At 71.5% G+C, this 17,385-nt stretch carries 14 protein-coding genes; 11 read left to right on the plus strand and 3 right to left on the minus strand.

Annotation, left to right across the window (positions count from 1 at the left end; genetic code table 11):
• Window positions 1-32 precede the first annotated feature (32 nt).
• The 5 genes from BKI49_RS23580 (at window position 33) to BKI49_RS23600 (ending at window position 6,274) form a co-directional block, all read left to right on the plus strand.
• The gene (locus tag BKI49_RS23580; protein ID WP_095936246.1) at window positions 33-863 is read left to right on the plus strand and encodes an enoyl-CoA hydratase/isomerase family protein; all 831 of its coding nucleotides are present in this window, start codon (window positions 33-35) and stop codon (window positions 861-863) included.
• A gap of 250 nt (window positions 864-1,113) precedes the next feature.
• Window positions 1,114-2,265, plus strand: a complete 1,152-nt coding sequence (locus BKI49_RS23585; RefSeq protein WP_095936247.1) for a GGDEF domain-containing protein — start codon at window positions 1,114-1,116, stop codon at window positions 2,263-2,265.
• Window positions 2,266-2,397: 132 nt separating this feature from the next.
• Window positions 2,398-3,936: a histidine ammonia-lyase gene (gene hutH, locus BKI49_RS23590; protein WP_095936248.1), complete on the plus strand. Its 1,539-nt coding sequence runs from the start codon at window positions 2,398-2,400 to the stop codon at window positions 3,934-3,936.
• A gap of 218 nt (window positions 3,937-4,154) precedes the next feature.
• Window positions 4,155-4,358, plus strand: a complete 204-nt coding sequence (locus tag BKI49_RS23595; protein ID WP_095936249.1) for a cold-shock protein — start codon at window positions 4,155-4,157, stop codon at window positions 4,356-4,358.
• Between the two features lie 134 nt (window positions 4,359-4,492).
• Window positions 4,493-6,274, plus strand: a complete 1,782-nt coding sequence (locus tag BKI49_RS23600) for a DEAD/DEAH box helicase (RefSeq protein WP_257004923.1) — start codon at window positions 4,493-4,495, stop codon at window positions 6,272-6,274.
• 189 nt (window positions 6,275-6,463) lie between these two features.
• On the opposite strand, the gene BKI49_RS23605 is transcribed toward BKI49_RS23600, so the two are convergent.
• Window positions 6,464-7,213, minus strand: coding sequence for a DUF2625 family protein (locus tag BKI49_RS23605; RefSeq protein WP_095936251.1), 750 nt, complete (start codon window positions 7,211-7,213; stop codon window positions 6,464-6,466).
• Window positions 7,214-7,251: 38 nt separating this feature from the next.
• Window positions 7,252-7,569 (minus strand): hypothetical protein, encoded by a 318-nt coding sequence (locus BKI49_RS23610; RefSeq protein ID WP_257004924.1) that lies wholly within the window; start codon window positions 7,567-7,569, stop codon window positions 7,252-7,254.
• A gap of 110 nt (window positions 7,570-7,679) precedes the next feature.
• Between BKI49_RS23610 and BKI49_RS23615 the strand changes: the two genes are divergently transcribed.
• The 6 genes from BKI49_RS23615 to BKI49_RS23650 all read left to right on the plus strand — a co-directional run bounded on the left by BKI49_RS23615 (window position 7,680) and on the right by BKI49_RS23650 (window position 16,300).
• Complete coding sequence (locus BKI49_RS23615; protein ID WP_095936253.1) at window positions 7,680-8,024, plus strand: hypothetical protein; 345 nt, start codon at window positions 7,680-7,682, stop codon at window positions 8,022-8,024.
• Between the two features lie 206 nt (window positions 8,025-8,230).
• Complete coding sequence (locus BKI49_RS23620; RefSeq protein WP_095936254.1) at window positions 8,231-9,499, plus strand: L,D-transpeptidase; 1,269 nt, start codon at window positions 8,231-8,233, stop codon at window positions 9,497-9,499.
• 187 nt (window positions 9,500-9,686) lie between these two features.
• Complete coding sequence (locus BKI49_RS23625) at window positions 9,687-11,159, plus strand: ABC transporter permease (RefSeq protein WP_095936255.1); 1,473 nt, start codon at window positions 9,687-9,689, stop codon at window positions 11,157-11,159.
• 39 nt (window positions 11,160-11,198) lie between these two features.
• Window positions 11,199-11,882, plus strand: coding sequence for an ABC transporter ATP-binding protein (locus tag BKI49_RS23635; protein WP_095936256.1), 684 nt, complete (start codon window positions 11,199-11,201; stop codon window positions 11,880-11,882).
• Window positions 11,883-12,172: 290 nt separating this feature from the next.
• On the plus strand, window positions 12,173-15,412 hold the full coding sequence (locus BKI49_RS23645) for a S8 family peptidase (protein WP_095936327.1): 3,240 nt from the start codon (window positions 12,173-12,175) through the stop codon (window positions 15,410-15,412).
• 117 nt (window positions 15,413-15,529) lie between these two features.
• Window positions 15,530-16,300 (plus strand): group II truncated hemoglobin, encoded by a 771-nt coding sequence (locus tag BKI49_RS23650; RefSeq protein WP_095936258.1) that lies wholly within the window; start codon window positions 15,530-15,532, stop codon window positions 16,298-16,300.
• A gap of 106 nt (window positions 16,301-16,406) precedes the next feature.
• Here BKI49_RS23650 and BKI49_RS23655 read toward each other — a convergent pair whose 3' ends face one another.
• The gene (locus tag BKI49_RS23655) at window positions 16,407-17,321 is read right to left on the minus strand and encodes a helix-turn-helix domain-containing protein (protein ID WP_095936259.1); all 915 of its coding nucleotides are present in this window, start codon (window positions 17,319-17,321) and stop codon (window positions 16,407-16,409) included.
• Between the last annotated feature and the right edge of the window lie 64 nt (window positions 17,322-17,385).

The following is a 17,385-nucleotide window of genomic DNA, read 5'->3' on the forward strand; positions in this document are numbered from 1 at the left end:
GGTTGTTAACCCACGTTAACCGGGAGGGCGTCATGGCGGAGCAGGGGCCGGAGTCGACGACGGAGCAGGTCGACGAACGGCGGTTCGGGGAGTTCGTCGCCGTACGGCGGCACGGGCACGTCGCCGAGCTCGCCCTCGACCGGCCCAAGGCCATGAACGCGGTGTCCACCGAGATGGCCCGCTCGATCGCCGGGGCCTGCGATGCGCTCGCCGCCGACCGGGACGTACGCGTGGTGGTGCTCGCGTCCACCCATGAGCGGGCCTTCTGTGTCGGCGCCGACCTGAAGGAGCGCAATTCCTTCACCGACGCCGACCTGGTGCGGCAGCGTCCGGTGGCGCGGGCCGCGTACACGGGTGTCCTGGAGCTGCCGATGCCGACCATCGCGGCCGTGCACGGCTTCGCGCTGGGCGGCGGGTTCGAGCTGGCGCTGTCGTGCGATCTGATCGTGGCCGACCGCACGGCGGTCGTCGGGCTGCCCGAGGTGTCCGTCGGGGTGATCCCCGGCGGCGGCGGCACACAGTTGCTGCCCCGGCGGGTCGGCGCGGCCCGCGCGGCCGAGCTCATCTTCTCGGCGCGGCGCCTGGAGGCGGCCGAGGCGCGGGAGTTGGGCCTCGTGGACGAACTGGTGGAGGCGGGGCGGGACACGGCGGAGGCCCTCGCGCTCGCCGCGCGCATCGCCGCGAACTCTCCCGTCGGTCTGCGCGCGGCCAAGCGGGCGCTGCGGCTCGGTCACGGCCTGGACCTGCGTGCGGGCCTGGAGGTCGAGGACTCCGCGTGGCGGTCGGTCGCCTTCTCGGGGGACCGGGCCGAGGGCGTGGCGGCCTTCAACGAGAAGCGCGCCCCGCAGTGGCCCGGCGAGTGAAAGGGCCTGCCGGCGCCTGTCCGGCGGGGCGCCCGGCAGGGCTCCCGCCGGAGCCTCCCCGCCTCTTCCGGCGGCTCCCTCCGACGTCTCGGGCGGCTCGCGCCGGCCCCCTTCCGGCGACTCCCTCCGGCGCTCCGGGCGGCTCCCGCCGGGCTCCCCTTCCGGTCCCTTCCGGCGGTGCCCGCCCCCTCGGACCCCTGTTCGCCGTATCAATGTCCCTAAATGCCATGTTTTTACCTAGCCTGGGGTGATGGGTGAGGACAGTCGGCTGAAGGCCGTGGTGGAGCTGGCGCAGGGGATGGCGGCGGCACGCACCCCGCGCGAGTCGTGGCGGGCCGCGGCCCTCGGCGCGTGCCACGCGCTGGCCGGAAACTTCGCCGCGCTCTCCGTGTGGGAGCGCGAGCTCGGGCGGCTGAGGGTGCTCGCCAACGTGGGCGACCGGGCGGCGGACGAGGCCGAGTTCCCGGACGGGGAGTCCTATCCGGTGCACCAGTTCCCGGAGATCACCGAGTTCCTGCACGAGCGCTGGGCGGGCGGTGGTGGCCCGAACGCCTGGGTGGAGACCGCCGACGGCCCGGCGGGCGGCGGCGCCGGGTACTGCCACCAGCGCGTCGCCGCACTGCGCCGACGGGGGCGCGGCTGCTGCGTGGTCGCCCCGATCGTCCTGCACGGCCGGGCCTGGGGCGAGCTGTACGTGGCCCGCTCCGCCGGTACTCCGGTCTTCGACCGGGCCGACGCCGACTTCGCGACCGTGCTCGCCTCCGTCGTCGCCGCCGGGATAGCGCAGACCGAACGCCTGGAGGAGGCACGGCGGCTGGCGTTCACGGACTCCCTCACCGGGCTCGCCAACCGCCGTGCCGTCGACATGCGCCTCGACGAGGCGGTCGAGCAGTACAAGAAGGACGGTGTCGTGGTCAGCCTCGTGGTCTGCGACCTGAACGGGCTCAAGCGCGTCAACGACACCCGCGGGCACGCGGTCGGCGACCGGCTCCTCGAACGGTTCGGGTCGGTGCTGTCCCTGTGCGGGGCCATGCTTCCGGGGACCCTGGCCGCCCGCCTCGGCGGCGACGAGTTCTGTCTGCTGGCGGTGGGCCCGCCGGCGGCCGCCGTGGTCCGGATCGCCGACGAACTGTGCCGCCGTGCGGCCGAGTTGGAGCTTGGAGAGGGTGTGGCGTGCGGGGTCGCCTCGACCGAGGAGGCGATCGGGCCCGTACGGTCCGCCCGCCGGCTGTTCCGGCTCGCGGACGCGGCCCAGTACCGGGCCAAGGCCGTCCGCGCGGCACGGCCCGTCGTCGCCGGGCGCGAGGGCCCCGACGACCCGGTCGTACAGCTCGCGGACGCTCCGTCACCCACCGAGGGGGAGCGCCGCCGCTTCCGCGGACGCCATCAGCTGCGCCCCTGACCTGCCCGCCGTCGCGGACCGGGTTGCCCCGGACGTCCGGAGGTCCGCTGTGACGTTCGCCGGAGTAAGGGGTCAACCCGGCACCCACTAGTGACATCAACGAATTCACTGCGTACGCTCCTGAATATGGATATGCACACTGTGGTGGTGGGGACGTCCGGGGTGACCGCGTCCGACGTTCTTGCCGTGGCGCGCGACGACGCCCGGATCGAGCTCTCCGGCGAGGCGGTGGCGGCCCTCGCCGCGGCCCGCGAGATCGTGGACGCGCTGGCGGCCAAGCCGGAGCCCGTCTACGGCGTCTCCACCGGGTTCGGCGCCCTCGCGACCCGGCACATCAGCCGGGAGCTGCGCGCCCAGCTGCAGCGCAACATCGTCCGCTCGCACGCGGCCGGGATGGGCCCGCGCGTCGAGCGCGAGGTCGTCCGCGCGCTGATGTTCCTGCGGCTCAAGACCGTCTGCTCCGGCCACACGGGCGTACGCCCCGAGGTCGCGCAGACCATGGCGGACATCCTGAACGCCGGCATCACCCCGGTTGTTCACGAGTACGGCTCGCTCGGCTGCTCCGGCGACCTGGCGCCGCTGTCCCACTGCGCGCTCACGCTCATGGGCGAGGGCGACGCGGAGGGCCCCGACGGCACCGTCCGCCCCGCCGGCGAGCTCCTCGCCGAACACGGCATCACCCCCGTGGAGCTTCGCGAGAAGGAGGGACTCGCCCTCCTGAACGGCACCGACGGCATGCTCGGCATGCTGGTCATGGCCCTCGCCGACCTGGAGGCGCTGTACAAGTCGGCCGACGTCACGGCCGCCCTCTCGCTCGAAGCGCTGCTCGGCACCGACAAGGTCCTCGCGCCCGAACTGCACGCGATCCGCCCGCACCCCGGACAGGGCGCCAGCGCCGCCAACATGCTGGCCGTGCTGAAGGGTTCGGAACTCACCGGGCACCACCAGGACGACGCCCCGCGCGTCCAGGACGCCTACTCCGTGCGCTGCGCGCCGCAGGTCGCCGGCGCGGGCCGCGACACCCTCGCCCACGCGCGCACGGTCGCCGAGCGCGAGCTGGCCTCGGCGGTCGACAACCCGGTCGTGCTGCCCGACGGCCGCGTCGAGTCGAACGGCAACTTCCACGGCGCCCCCGTCGCCTACGTACTCGACTTCCTCGCGATCGCCGCCGCCGACCTCGGCTCCATCGCCGAGCGCCGCACCGACCGGCTCCTCGACAAGAACCGTTCGCACGGCCTGCCGCCGTTCCTCGCGGACGACGCCGGCGTCGACTCGGGCCTGATGATCGCCCAGTACACGCAGGCCGCCCTGGTGAGCGAGATGAAGCGCCTCGCCGTCCCGGCGTCCGCGGACTCCATCCCGTCCTCGGCGATGCAGGAGGACCACGTCTCCATGGGCTGGTCCGCGGCGCGCAAGCTGCGCACCGCCGTGGGCAACCTGACCCGCATCGTCGCCATCGAGCTGTACGCCGCCACCCGCGCGATCGAGCTGCGTGAAGGCCTGGCCCCGGCCCCCGCGACGCAGGCGGTCATCGACGCCGTCCGCGCGGCCGGCGTCCAGGGCCCCGGGCCGGACCGCTTCCTCGCCCCCGACCTGGAGGCGGCGGACGCGTTCGTGCGCGCGGGCGGGGTGCTGACGGCCGTGGAGCCGGTGACCGGTCCGCTCCAGTAGCGGACCCCGTGGCACGCGGAGGGGCGCCGTCCGCCGGCACCCCTCCGCACCGGGCTGCCCTCCCCGGTGTGCTAGGGTCTCGCATTGATACGTTTTGGTACCCATTTACTTTGTGCGCCTGATCGGAATCTTCCGCAGGCGCGTTTTGTTTTACCGGCATCTCCGGCATTTTTCCGGTGCATCTCCGGATGGGACCCTTACCTGTTCGGGAGAACAACATGGCTACAGGAACCGTGAAGTGGTTCAACTCGGAAAAGGGCTTCGGCTTCATCGAGCAGGACGGCGGCGGCCCCGACGTCTTCGCCCACTACTCCAACATCGCGAGCTCCGGCTTCCGTGAGCTGCTGGAGGGCCAGAAGGTCTCGTTCGACGTCACGCAGGGCCAGAAGGGCCTGCAGGCGGAGAACATCATCCCCGCCTGATTCGGGGACGCGCTTTTCCAGAGCCGGGGCCCGCACCTTCGGGTGCGGGCCCCGGCTCGTGCTGTGAACGCCCGTCCGCGGACGGGCTCGGAGCGTGCAGTCCGTGGGGCCCAGGAAGGAAAACCAGATCCAGCATGACTCGATCCGAACGTCCCGCCCGTAAGCGGCCGACGCGCGCACGTGGCGACGCCCAGAACGGCGGCGCCACGAGGAGCGGCGGCGCCGTGCAGAACAGTGGCGCGAAGTCCGACGGCCCGGCACGCAGCGGCGGTTCCGCGAGGACCGGCGGTTCCGCCAGGTCCGGCGGTGCGGCTCGGACGGGTGGTGCCGCGCGGAACGCGAGCCGCGGCGCCGGCCGTGGTGCGGGCAGGGGCGCGACCCGCCCGGTCACGCCGCCGCAGGAGTTCTCCCTGCCCGAGACCGTCACGCCCGCACTGCCCGCCGTCGACTCCTTCGACGCCCTGGACATGCCCGCTGCGCTGACGAAGACCCTCGCCGCGAACGGTGTCACCGAGCCCTTCCCGATCCAGGGCGCGACCCTGCCCAACTCCCTCGCGGGCCGTGACGTCCTCGGCCGCGGCCGTACGGGATCGGGCAAGACGCTGGCCTTCGGGCTCGCCCTGCTGGCGCGCACCGCGGGCCGCCGTGCCGAGCCGAGGGCGCCGCTCGCCCTCGTCCTGGTGCCCACCCGCGAGCTGGCCCAGCAGGTCGACGACGCGCTGACGCCGTACGCGACCTCCGTCCAGCTGCGCGTCGCCACGGCCGTCGGCGGGATGTCGATCGGCCGCCAGGCCGGTGCGCTGCGCCGCGGCGCCGAGGTGCTGGTGGCCACTCCGGGCCGCCTCAAGGACCTCATAGAGCGGGGTGACTGCGTCCTGGACCAGGTCGCGATCACCGTGCTCGACGAGGCCGACCAGATGGCCGACATGGGCTTTTTGCCGCAGGTCACGGCGCTGCTGCGGCAGGTCGAGCCGGACGGCCAGCGGCTGCTGTTCTCGGCGACGCTCGACAAGAACATCGACCGTCTCGTGCGGATGTTCCTCACCGACCCCGTGGTGCACTCCGTCGACCCGTCGGCGGGCGCGGTGACCACCATGGAGCACCACGTGCTGCACGTGGCCGACGAGACCGACAAGAAGGCCGTCGCCATGCGGATCGCGGCGCGCGACGGCCGGGTGATCCTCTTCGTCGACACCAAGCGCGGCGCCGACCGCTTCACCAAGCGGCTGCTCGCCAACGGCGTTCGGGCGTCCGCGCTGCACGGCGGGCGCAGCCAGCCGCAGCGCAACCGCACCCTCGACCAGTTCAAGAACGGCCAGGTCACCGCGCTGGTCGCCACCAACGTGGCGGCCCGCGGCATCCACATCGACGACCTCGACCTGGTCGTCAACGTGGACCCGCCCACCGACCACAAGGACTACCTGCACCGCGGCGGACGCACCGCGCGCGCGGGCGAGTCCGGCAGCGTCGTCACCCTCGTACTCCCGGAGCAGAAGCGGGAGATGACCCGGCTGATGGCCGACGCCGGCATCAGCCCGCGCACCGCCCGTGTCAGGTCCGGCGACGAGGAGCTGACCCGTCTGACCGGAGCCCGCGAGCCCTCCGGTGTCCCCGTGGTCATCGAGGTGCCGCAGCCCGCCGAGCAGCCGAAGCCGCGGGGCAGGACCCGTACCGGCACGGGACGCCGCGGCGGTTCCGGTGACGGCGGCGGGCGCCGTACGACGGCCGAGGGCGGCACGGGCTCGGCCCGCACGGACGGCGCCGGGCGCGCTCCGCGACGCCGCACGGGCCGCGGCCAGGAGGCCGTGGCGCAGAGCGGCGGCGGTCGCGGCCGCGGCGGGCAGAACCGCGGTGGCGCGGGCCGTGGCGGCAGGGACGGCGGAGGCAGGGACGGCGGCGGCCGCAGGGCCGCGTAGCGCGCCCGCGGAAGCCCGTTCGAGGCCCCGGGGCGGGGCAGTTGGTGCCGCGCCCCGCGGTGACGCGGTGGCGGCCCGTGCACGACGGCTTTCGGGCCGCCGGGCCGTCTCGGCGAGCCGCCCGGCCGAGCCGAGCCTCGCCGGGGGAGCGGCGCCGCACCGCCCGCGGGCCCCGTGTCCCGACCGGTGTCAGGGGCTGCCGAAGAACCCGGGGTCGACCTTGTCGAGCTTCAGGGCGAAGTCCCGGTGGAGCTGGAGGATTTCGGCCAGCGGCACCGCGCGACGGCTGGTCGAGTGCAGGTCGCGTCGGGCCTCGGCCGACCACAGGAACGGGACGACGGAGAGGCCCTGCGTCCCGCCCAGGAGGCCGGACTCGGCACGCCAGCCCGGCCAGCGCAGGGTGTCGTAGAACCGGTCGGTGCCCTCGCGCAGGAACCATTCGAGCCACGCCCCGTGGCCCACTTCGAGGGCCTCCCAGCGCAGCGAGTCCGGCGCGAAGTAGACGATCTCACCGGGGCGTCCGGGGCGGCCCGCCGCTTCCGGGTCGGCGCCGTTGACGAGGAAGACCCCGCCCAGCACGTCGTGGCCGACGACGAGTCCGTTCGCGGGGCGCCAGGACGGGTCGAACCGCTCGGGGAACTCGTTGACCTCGGCGAGGCTCGGCAGGTCCGCCGACGCGCCGGGCAGTCCCGTGGAGGTGTCGGCGGCCGGGCTGCCGTAGATGCGCAGCCAGCCGCTGTCCAGCACCAGGCCACCGCAGTTGAGCACCAGACCGCCCAGCCAGGACCGCGCGGTGACCTGGAGCTGGAGCAGGGTGGCGCGCCCCAGCGCCGGGTCCGCGGGCAGGACGTCCATGGACACCCCGCTCGCGGCGAGTGCCTCGGACAGGAGCGGCCAGGAGGGCTCCTCGACGTCGGTCAGCTCGGTCAGGTCTCGCATGGATTCCCCGTGGGTCGGTCCGGACCGGAGTACTGCGCTCAGCAGGCCATCGTGCGCTCGCGGCGCACCGAGTACGTCACGAATCCGGCGCCCAGGGCGAGGAAGAGGGTGCCGCCGACGACGTACGGCGTCGTGTCGACGCTTCCGGTGTCGGCGAGCTGGGTGTGGGTCCCGTCGGACTGCGTGTCCGGGTCCGTCGCGGTGCGCGCCTCGGGGGTCGTCGTCACGGTGGCCGACGCCGAGGCGCCCGGACTGGGTTGGTCCTGGGTCGCGTTGGCGGACGGGACGAACCACAGGGCACCCAGGAGGGTCCCGGCTGCGGTGGCGGTCAGCAACGATCGACGTGCGGCGGACACGAAATATCGATCCCCTTGTGGCGCGGGCGAATTGGCCGTGTGGGGCGATGCTAATGAAAGGCGCGGGTCGTGGGAAAGTCGCGCAACCCCTGGGCCTTACGCTCCGTCCCATGAGTACTCCTGAGACATCACAGTTTGTACGGCTTCGTGTCGAACTCGTGCTGGAGATCGACGACGCCGACGCCGTCACCAAGGCCGCGCTGCGGCGTATCGCCGGGGACACCGACATGCCCGCGGACGAGCGCGCGCACGCCGAGAACGCGGTGACGGAAGACACGGCCGAGGCCCTCGCCTATCTGGTGGACCCGTTCGACCTGGTCAGCGAAGTGCCCGGGATCGAGCTCGCGCAGGCGTCGTGGAGCAGCGAGCCCATCGAATACGACCCCGATTCGCCCGACTGGGACCTCGACGAGGATGATGCTGACGAGGACGACGAGGAAGACACGCTCGGCTGACGCGGCTTGGGGAAACGTGACCCCGGGCGGCAACCGCCGTCCGGGGTTTCTTCGTCTCAGCAGACGCACTGACCACATCCGCACCACCCGGCGCTTGTCCGAACGTGGTGTGCCCCACACTTCCGACGGGTGTGGAACGGGACGAACCGGTCGTAGCGTTGATGGTTCCTGCGGGGCCATTAGAGACATTTGGTTATTCGGCGACGATGGAGAAGCGTGTGATGACGGACAGTAAGCGGCGCAGGGGCCTGATGGCCGCGTCCGCACTGCTCGGCGGTGTTCTGGTGCTCTCTGGCTGCAGTGACGGCAACGCCAAGGCCGACGGCGACGGCGGCAGCGACAGCTCGTCGCAGGCCAAGGTCGACGAGGCGGCGGCCAAGAAGACCTCAGAGGCCCAGATCAAGATCACGCCCAAGGACGGCTCCGACAACGCCTCCATCAACAACGGCACCGCGGTCACGGTGAGCAAGGGCACGCTCACGTCCGTCACCATGCAGACCGCGGAGGGCACCGCGGTCGCTGGCCAGATATCCGCCGACAAGAAGAGCTGGAAGCCCACCGGCCAGCTCCAGCGGGCCACCACCTACAAGATCGCCGCCGAGGCCGCCGACTCCGAGGGCCGCACCGCCCACGAGAACGCCTCGTTCACGACGGTCTCCCCGGCCAACAGCTTCATAGGCAACTTCACGCCGGAGGACGGCTCCACCGTCGGCGTCGGCATGCCGGTCTCGATCAACTTCAACAAGGCGATCACCGACAAGGCCGCCGTGCAGAAGGGGATCACCGTCTCCTCCAGCAGCGGCCAGGAGGTCGTCGGTCACTGGTTCAACGCCAACCGTCTGGACTTCCGGCCCGAGAGCTACTGGACCGGCGGCTCCACGGTGACCCTGAAGCTCGACCTCGACGGCGTCGAGGGCGCGAGCGGCGTCTACGGCGTGCAGCAGAAGACGGTCACCTTCAAGATCGGCCGCAACCAGGTCTCGATCGTCGACGCCAAGACCAAGACCATGAAGGTCACCCAGGACGGCAAGACCATCAAGACCATCCCGATCTCGGCGGGCTCCCCCGAGAACAAGACGTACCAGGGCCAGATGGTGATCTCCGAGAAGTTCAAGGAGACCCGGATGGACGGCTCGACCGTCGGCTTCACGAACGACGACGGCAAGGGCGAGTACGACATCAAGGACGTGCCGCACGCCATGCGTCTGTCGAACTCCGGCACCTTCATCCACGGCAACTACTGGGGCGCCAAGTCCATCTTCGGCGCGGTGAACACCAGCCACGGCTGTGTCGGCCTGTCCGACACCAAGGGCGCCGGCGACAAGAACACCCCTGCCGCGTGGTTCTACGACAACTCGCTCATCGGTGACGTCGTCGTCGTGAAGAACACCGGCGACAAGACCATCGCCCCGGACAACGGCCTCAACGGCTGGAACCTGAACTGGACGGCGTGGAAGGCCGGCTCGGCCGTCTGAGCCCGCTGAACCCGCCGAGGCGGCGGCGACCCCCACGGGTCGCCGCCGCCTTCGCGTTCCCCGGGCCGCGCGCTCGCACAGGCTTCCGGGCCGACGCACAGCTCTTCTCACGGCCCGGCACAGCCTTCTCATCGTTCTCTTATTTCGGCCTTATCCCTTCATCACGCGCCGTACCTACCTTGCGGCCATGTTCTTCACCTACCTGAGGCGCGAACTGCGCCGCCGCAGAAAGGCGGCCCTCGTCGTCGCCTCCGGACTCGCCCTGGGCATCGCCCTGGTCATCGTGGTCAGTTCCGTGTCCTCCGGCATGGAGAAGGCGCAGGGCAAGGTCCTCCAGTCGCTGTACGGACTGGGCACGGACATGACGGTCACCAAGGCGGCGGCGCCCGCGACCGGCTCCAGCCAGCGCCCGCGGTTCAACTTCGACGCCCGGGACAGCGACTCGGACGAGGAGCAGAGCAGCGATCGCGTCATGGTGCAGGGCTTCCAGACCCTGTCCGCCTCGACGGTCTCCAAGGTCGACGCGCAGAAGGGCGTCGCGGACTCCGTCGGCGGCCTGAGCCTGCAAGTCATCCGCATCGACGGACAGTTCACGCGCGGTCAGTTCAAGCAGGACCCGGACTCCGGCGGCAACCGGCAGGGCGGCGGCCCCGGCACCCAGCAGCCCCCGCAGGGCCGCGTCGAGGGCGGCGGCGCCGACTTCGACGTCAACAACTACTCGGTCTACGGCACCGACGTCACCAAGCCCGCCCTCGGCCCGCTGACCTCCTCGAAGATCACCAGCGGACGCACCTTCAAGACCTCGGAGACCGACGCCAAGGTCGTCGTCGCCGACAAGTCGTACGCCAAGGAGAAGAAGCTCAAGGTCGGCGGCACCGTCACCATCAAGAAGGTCAAGTACGAGGTCATCGGCATCGCGACGCCCGACAGCGGTGACGCGGCGGCCAACCTCTACATCCCGCTCAAGCAGGCGCAGACGCTCAGCGACTCCAAGAACAAGGTCACCACGATCTACGTCAAGGCGTCCGACTCGCAGCAGATCGACAGCGTCAAGAGCACCATCCAGAAGAACATCTCCGGCACCACGGTCACCACCTCCGCCGACCTCGCCGACACCGTCTCCGGCTCCCTGTCCACCGCCTCCGACCTGGCCTCGAACGTCGGCAAGTGGCTGTCGATCGCGGTGCTCGTCGCCGCCTTCCTGGTGGCCGGCCTGCTCACCTCCTCGGCCGTCTCCCGCCGCGTGCGCGAGTTCGGAACCCTCAAGGCGCTCGGCTGGAAGTCGGGCCGGGTGACCCGCCAGGTCGTCGGCGAGGCCATCGTCAACGGCCTGGTCGGCGGCGCCCTCGGCATCGCGATCGGCCTCGCCGGCGCGTACGTCGTCACCGAGATCAGCCCCACCCTCCAGGCGGAGCTGGGCGGTTCGAACGGCGGATCCGGCGGCCCCGGTGGCGGCGGTCCGGGCGGCGGCGTCTTCGGCGGCCCCGGCCGGCAGACCGCGAGCAAGGCCCTCGACGTCGCGCTCACCGCGCCCGTCAGCCTGAACACCATCGTCGTCGCGGTCGCCCTCGCCGTCACCGGCGGGCTCGTCGCCGGCGCCTTCGGCGGCTGGCGTGCCTCCCGGCTGCGCCCCGCCGACGCCCTGCGTCGCGTCGAATAGCCCGGCCCCCACGTACTCACGTATCCCAGGAGCTGCACCATGTACGAACTCAGAGGCGTCACCAAGCGCTATACGCGGGGCAAGGAAGTCGTCGACGCGCTCGCCGGCGTCGATCTGACCATCGGGTCCGGGGACCGGCTCGTCATCCAGGGCCCCACCGGCGGCGGAAAGTCCACCCTTCTCCAGATGCTGGGCGGACTCGACCGTCCCACCTCCGGCAGCGTCGAACTCGACGGCACGGACATGGCGAGACTGTCCGAGGCCAAGCTGACCCGAGTGCGCAGCGAGAACATCGGTTTCGTCTTCCAGAGTTTCAACCTGATCCCCACGCTCACCGCCCAGGAGAACGTCGAGACCGCTCTCGTCCCCCTCGGTGTGAAGACGAAGGAGCGGCGCGAACGGGCCGCCGCGGCACTGGAGTCGGTGGGCCTCGCCGAGCGCCTCGGCCATCTGCCCGCCGAACTCTCCGGCGGTCAGCAGCAGCGCGTCGCGATCGCCCGCGCCCTGGTCAAGCAGCCCAAGGTACTGCTCGCCGACGAGCCCACAGGAAACCTCGACGAGTCCATGCGCGACGAGATCATGGACGTACTGGAAGCCATGTGGAAGGAGTACGGGCTCACTTTCATCATGGTCACCCACGACTCGTCGATCGCGAAGAAGGCCCCGCGACTCGCGACGATCCGCAAGGGCCGGATCACCGTCAAGGAGAACGCGGGGGCATGAGGGAGCGCAGGAATCGCGAGGGCATGAAGACGTACAGAAGGGGGAGTGCGGGGGCGTAGCGGAACAACCCCGTCAACTCTTCACCCCCGCCACTGTATTGGCGGCCGATCACCCCCCGGGCATACTGCGTGTTCCGGGGGGTGCACGCGCATGTGTACGGGACCTCCCCCGGCCGGATGAACGAGTTCCTCGTCCGGATCACCTCTCCAGGGGGAGACTTGCGCAGACAAGTGAAAAGAACGTGCGTCGCGAGCATCGCCACGGCGGCCGCCGTGGCCCTGACGGCGGGCATGACCAGCCCGGCGTCGGCCGAGGCCGCGCACGTGAGCAGCGACTCCGCGGCCAAAGGGACCTCCGGGCTCACCGCCCGGCACCACATCACGCTGATCACCGGCGACCGGGTGGCCGTCGACGCCGGGGGACGGGTCGTCGGCTTCGAACGCGCCGAAGGCCGCGCCCACATACCCGTGTTCGTCCGCAAGACGGCCGGCCACACCTTCGTCGTGCCGGCCGACGCCCAGCGGCTGATCGCCTCCGGGCGGCTCGACAAGCGCCTCTTCGACGTCACCGAACTGAACCGGGCGGCCACCCGCAAGGCCCAGAAGCAGGGCCTGAAGCTGATCGTCGGCTACCGGGGCGCCGCGGCCGCCGCCAAGGCCGACGTCCGGGACGCGGGCACGGTCCGCAGGACCCTCAGGTCACTGAACGCGGACGCGGTCCTCACCCCGCGGCAGGACGCGGCCGAGCTGTGGAACGCGGTCACGGACGACGGCACGGCCGCCGCGGGCATCGCGCACGTCTGGCTCGACGGCGTCCGCAAGGCGAGCCTCGACAAGTCGGTGCCCCAGATCGGCGCCCCCAAGGCGTGGGCGGCCGGCTACGACGGCAAGGGCGTCAAGATCGCCGTCCTGGACACCGGGGTCGACGCGGCCCACCCGGACCTCAAGGACCAGGTGATCGCCGCCAAGAACTTCTCCACCTCCGCCGACGCCACCGACCACTTCGGACACGGCACGCACGTCGCGTCCATCGCGGCGGGCACCGGCGCGAAGTCGAACGGCAAGTACAAGGGCGTCGCGCCCGGCGCGAAGATCCTCAACGGCAAGGTCCTCAGCGACGACGGCTACGGCGACGACTCCGGCATCCTCGCGGGCATGGAGTGGGCCGCCGACCAGGGCGCGGACATCGTCAACCTCAGCCTGGGCGGAGGGGACACGCCGGAGATCGACCCGCTGGAAGCGGAGGTCAACAAGCTCTCCGAGGAGAAGGGCATCCTCTTCGCCATCGCCGCGGGCAACGACGGTGACTTCGGCGAGCAGACCGTCGGCTCCCCGGGCAGCGCGGCCGACGCGCTCACCGTCGGCGCCGTCGACGACAACGACAAGCTGGCGTCCTTCTCCAGCCGCGGCCCCGGCCTCGACGGCGCGATCAAGCCCGACGTGACCGCACCGGGCGTGGACATCACGGCCGCGGCGGCCCCGGGCAGCGTCATCGCCAAGGAGGTCGGCGAGAGGCCGCCGGGCTATCTGACGATCTCCGGTACGTCGATGGCGACCCCGCACGTCGCGGGCGCCGCCGCGATCCTCAAGCAGGAGCACCCGGACTGGACGTTCGCCGAGCTCAAGGGCGCGCTCACGGGCTCCGCGAAGGGCGGCGCGTACACGCCGTTCCAGCAGGGAACCGGCCGTATCGCCGTCGACCGGGCGATCAAGCAGACCGTCATCGCCGACCCCAGCTCGGTGGCCTTCCCCGTCGCGCAGTGGCCGCACACCGACGACAAGCCGGTGACCCGCAGCGTCACCTACCGCAACGTGGGCAGGACCGACGTCACCCTGACCCTCGCGGTGACCGCCACCGGCCCCAAGGGCCGGCCGGCCCCCGCGGGCTTCTTCACGCTCGGCGCGAAGACGGTGAAGGTCCCGGCGGGCGGCAGGGCCTCCGTCGGCATCACGGCCGACACGAAGCTGGGCGGCACCACCGACGGCGCGTACGCGGCGTACGTGACCGCCACGGGCGGCGGCCAGTCCGTGCGCACCGCCGCGGCCGTGCAGCGCGAGGTGGAGTCCTACGACGTCAAGCTGAAGTACGTGACGCGGGACGGGGAGAAGCCCACCCACTTCACCGATCTGACCCCGTACACCGGAGCGGGCCGCGACTACGTCACGCAGGGCACCGGCGCCACGGAGACCGTCCGGGTCCCCAAGGGCACCTACGCCCTGAGCTCCCAGCTGGTGAAGGACCCCGAGAAGCTGGAAGGCGGCCTGGACTGGCTCGTCCAGCCCCGGCTGAGCGTCACCCGGAACGTCTCGGTGACCGTCGACCAGCGGACGGCCAGGTCCGCCGACATCACCGTGCCGGACGCCGGGGCCAAGCCCGTCTCCGCGATCGTCTCGTACATGTACGCGCCCTCCGACTTCGGCTTCGGCTTCGGCGTGGAGTCCTTCGCGGACCTGCGGGTCGCCCACATCGGCCCGGCGCTCTCCTCCGGCCTGACGCAGAGCTGGTCGGGCGTCTGGACCAAGGGCGACGACACCGAGTACGACATCTTCACCGGCGGCAAGGTGACCAAGCTCCAGGGCGCGCACGTCAAGCACTACAAGGCGGGCGACCTGGCCACCGTGAAGACCGGCATGGGCGCCGCGGCCTCCGGCAAGACGGGCGCCGTCACCGCGTACGGCTTTCTGACCGACGACTTCGCCTTCGGCGTCGGGGTCGAGCAGAAGCTGCCCGGCACCCGCACGCTGCACGTGTCCACCGGCGACCGCGTGCAGTGGAGCCTCGACTTCGAGCAGTACGGCGGCAAGGACGCCGACGGCTTCCCGCTCGGCGAGGCGTTCTACACGCTCGGTGACCCGCAGACCTTCGCGGCGGGCAGGAGCTACACGAAGACCTTCAACACCGGCGTCTTCGGGCCGAAGCTCAGCAGTGCGTACGGCGTCTTCCGCGACGGCCGCTACATCAGCGGCTACCTGCCGATGCTCGCCGACGGGCAGTCGCACGCCGGGGCCTCCCTCGTGACCTCGGTCAGGACGACCCTGTACCGCAACAACACGAAGATCGCCGAGAACGACGACCCGCTCGACGGCAGCGGCCGCTTCAAGGTGCCGGACGCCGACGCGTCCTACCGGCTGACCACCTCCGTCAAGCGCTCCGTGAAGGTGGCCGCGGCCTCCACGCGGATCGACGCCTCCTGGACGTTCCGCTCCAAGAAGGCCGACGGGGTGAAGCTGCCGGTGTCCACGGCCCGCTTCGGCGCGCCCCTCGGCCTGGACAGCCGCGGACCGGCCGGCCGCGAGGTCACCGTCCCGGTCACCGTCCAGGGCGCCGCCGCGGGGGCCAACCTCCGCTCGCTTTCCGTGTACGTCAGCTACGACTACGGCCAGACGTGGACCAAGGCCGACGTCAGGAACGGCAGGATCACCTACAAGAACCCGGCGAAGGGCAAGGGCGTCTCGTTCCACGCCAAGATCGCCGACAAGAAGGGCAACAAGTCCACGATCTCGATCTACAACGCCTACTACGGCAAGTGACCGTGGCGGCGGCGCCCGGGTTCGCCGAGCGCTGACCCGTTTCGCCCAACGCTGACACGCGGCGGCGGCCCGTCGGAAGCAGAGCTTCCGACGGGCCGTCCGTGTTTGTGTGAGGGCATGACCGCTTCGACCGTCGAATACATCCGCTACCGCATCCCCGAGGAACGGTCGGCCGAGTTCCTGGCCGCCTACACGCGGGCCGCCGTCCGGCTCGCCGCCGCCCCGCAGTGCGTCGACTACGAACTCGCCCGCTGCGAGGAGGACTTCGAGCACTTCATCCTGCGGATCACCTGGACGTCGACCGAGGACCACATCGAGGGCTTCCGCAATTCGGAGCTCTTCCCCGGCTTCCTCGCCGAGATCCGCCCCTTCATCGGCGACATCGAGGAGATGCGCCACTACAAACCGACGACGGTGCGGGGTGCCGGCGCGTCGGTCCCCACGCTCTACTCCTGGGCGGGCGGCGCCGAGGCCTTCACCCGGCTCACCGAGTCCTTCTACGGCAAGGTGCTCAAGGACGACCTCCTGGCGCCCCTGTTCGCGGGCCTGGCCCCCGAGCACGCCGTCCACGTGGCGCTCTGGCTCGGCGAGGTCTTCGGCGGCCCGCCGGCGTACTCCGAGACGCAGGGCGGCCACGGGCACATGGTCGCCAAGCACTTCGGCAAGAACATCACGGAGGTGCAGCGCCGCCGCTGGGTGAACCTCCTCCAGGACGCCGCCGACGACGCCGGGCTGCCCACCGACGCCGAGTTCCGCTCGGCCTTCCTCGCCTACGTGGAGTGGGGCACACGTCTGGCCGTCTACTTCTCCGGCCCCGACGCGACCCCTCCGGGAGAGCAGCCGGTGCCGAAGTGGACCTGGGGCGCCGCACCGCCGTACCAGCCGTGACGGGGCCGCCGCGCCGGGCGTGACGGGCCCCTCGTGCCGGGTGCGGTGCCCGTCGTGGCGGCCCGTGACGCACGGCGCGACCGGTGTGCGGGGCGTGCCGGTGGTTCTACTGCGGTGCGGCCGCCCCCGCACGGGTCGCGTCCGTGCCCCAGGAAGCCAGCAGACGCAGCGCCTCCGCCGAGGACGAGTCCGGCTCCGCGTGATACGTGATCAGGGCCAGCTCACCGTCGTCGAGCAGCCGGAAGGATTCGAAGCGCAGCGAGAGCTCGCCCACCAGGGGATGCCGCAGATGCTTCAGCCCGTGGCTCTTCTCCTTCACGTCGTGCGTCGCCCACAGCCGGCGGAAGTCCTCGCTCTTCACGGAGAGCTCCCCGACCAGCGCGGACAGTCGCGGATCGTCCGGGTGGCAGCCCGCGTCCATACGCAGCATGCAGACGATGTCGATCGCCTTCTGCTCCCAGTCCACGTACAGGTCGCGGTACTCGGGCTTCAGGAACACCAGACGCGCCCAGTTGCGCTCCTGGGGCGGCATCTCGGACCAGTCGCCGAAGATCGCCGCGGCCATCCGGTTCCAGGCGAGGATGTCGGAGCGCCGCCCGGTGAGGTACGCCGGGACGCCGTCCATCGAGTCGAGCAGCTGCCGCAGCGCCGGGCGCACCTGCTGCGGCCGGGCCGCCTGCTTCTTCTTGTGCTGCTTGGGCTTCGCCAGGTGGGTGAGATGCGCGTGCTCGGCGTCCGTCAGCCGCAGCGCCCGCGCGATCGCGTCGAGGACCTCCGCCGACACGTTCCGGCCGTTGCCCTGTTCCAGCCGCGTGTAGTACGCCACGGACACCCCGGCCAGCTGCGCCAGCTCCTCGCGGCGCAGCCCGGGTACGCGGCGGTGCCGTCCGAAGTCCGGCAACCCCACGTCCTCGGGCTTCAGCCGGGCCCGGCGACTGCGCAGGAACTCGCTCAGCTCCGCACGCCGGTCCAGCGACCGGCCCACTTCCCCGGTGGGCTCCTGAGAGGGCGGTTCGCTCATACGTCCAGTATTCACGGTCGTACGCGGAGGATCCTGACCCCGCCAGTGGTAGGACCGCTGGGCG

The sequence above is a fragment of the Streptomyces sp. Tue6028 genome, from assembly GCF_002300165.1.
Classification (GTDB): Bacteria; Actinomycetota; Actinomycetes; order Streptomycetales; family Streptomycetaceae; genus Streptomyces; species Streptomyces siamensis.

Coding starts and splice junctions, on each gene's coding strand:
- BKI49_RS23580 (WP_095936246.1), top strand. CDS start 33: ATGGCGGAGCAGGGGCCGGAGTCGACGACGGAGCAGGTCGACGAACGG.
- BKI49_RS23585 (WP_095936247.1), top strand. CDS start 1,114: ATGGGTGAGGACAGTCGGCTGAAGGCCGTGGTGGAGCTGGCGCAGGGG.
- hutH (WP_095936248.1), top strand. CDS start 2,398: ATGCACACTGTGGTGGTGGGGACGTCCGGGGTGACCGCGTCCGACGTT.
- BKI49_RS23595 (WP_095936249.1), top strand. CDS start 4,155: ATGGCTACAGGAACCGTGAAGTGGTTCAACTCGGAAAAGGGCTTCGGC.
- BKI49_RS23600 (WP_257004923.1), top strand. CDS start 4,493: ATGACTCGATCCGAACGTCCCGCCCGTAAGCGGCCGACGCGCGCACGT.
- BKI49_RS23605 (WP_095936251.1), bottom strand. CDS start 7,213: ATGCGAGACCTGACCGAGCTGACCGACGTCGAGGAGCCCTCCTGGCCG.
- BKI49_RS23615 (WP_095936253.1), top strand. CDS start 7,680: ATGAGTACTCCTGAGACATCACAGTTTGTACGGCTTCGTGTCGAACTC.
- BKI49_RS23620 (WP_095936254.1), top strand. CDS start 8,231: ATGGAGAAGCGTGTGATGACGGACAGTAAGCGGCGCAGGGGCCTGATG.
- BKI49_RS23625 (WP_095936255.1), top strand. CDS start 9,687: ATGTTCTTCACCTACCTGAGGCGCGAACTGCGCCGCCGCAGAAAGGCG.
- BKI49_RS23635 (WP_095936256.1), top strand. CDS start 11,199: ATGTACGAACTCAGAGGCGTCACCAAGCGCTATACGCGGGGCAAGGAA.
- BKI49_RS23645 (WP_095936327.1), top strand. CDS start 12,173: ATGACCAGCCCGGCGTCGGCCGAGGCCGCGCACGTGAGCAGCGACTCC.
- BKI49_RS23650 (WP_095936258.1), top strand. CDS start 15,530: ATGACCGCTTCGACCGTCGAATACATCCGCTACCGCATCCCCGAGGAA.
- BKI49_RS23655 (WP_095936259.1), bottom strand. CDS start 17,321: ATGAGCGAACCGCCCTCTCAGGAGCCCACCGGGGAAGTGGGCCGGTCG.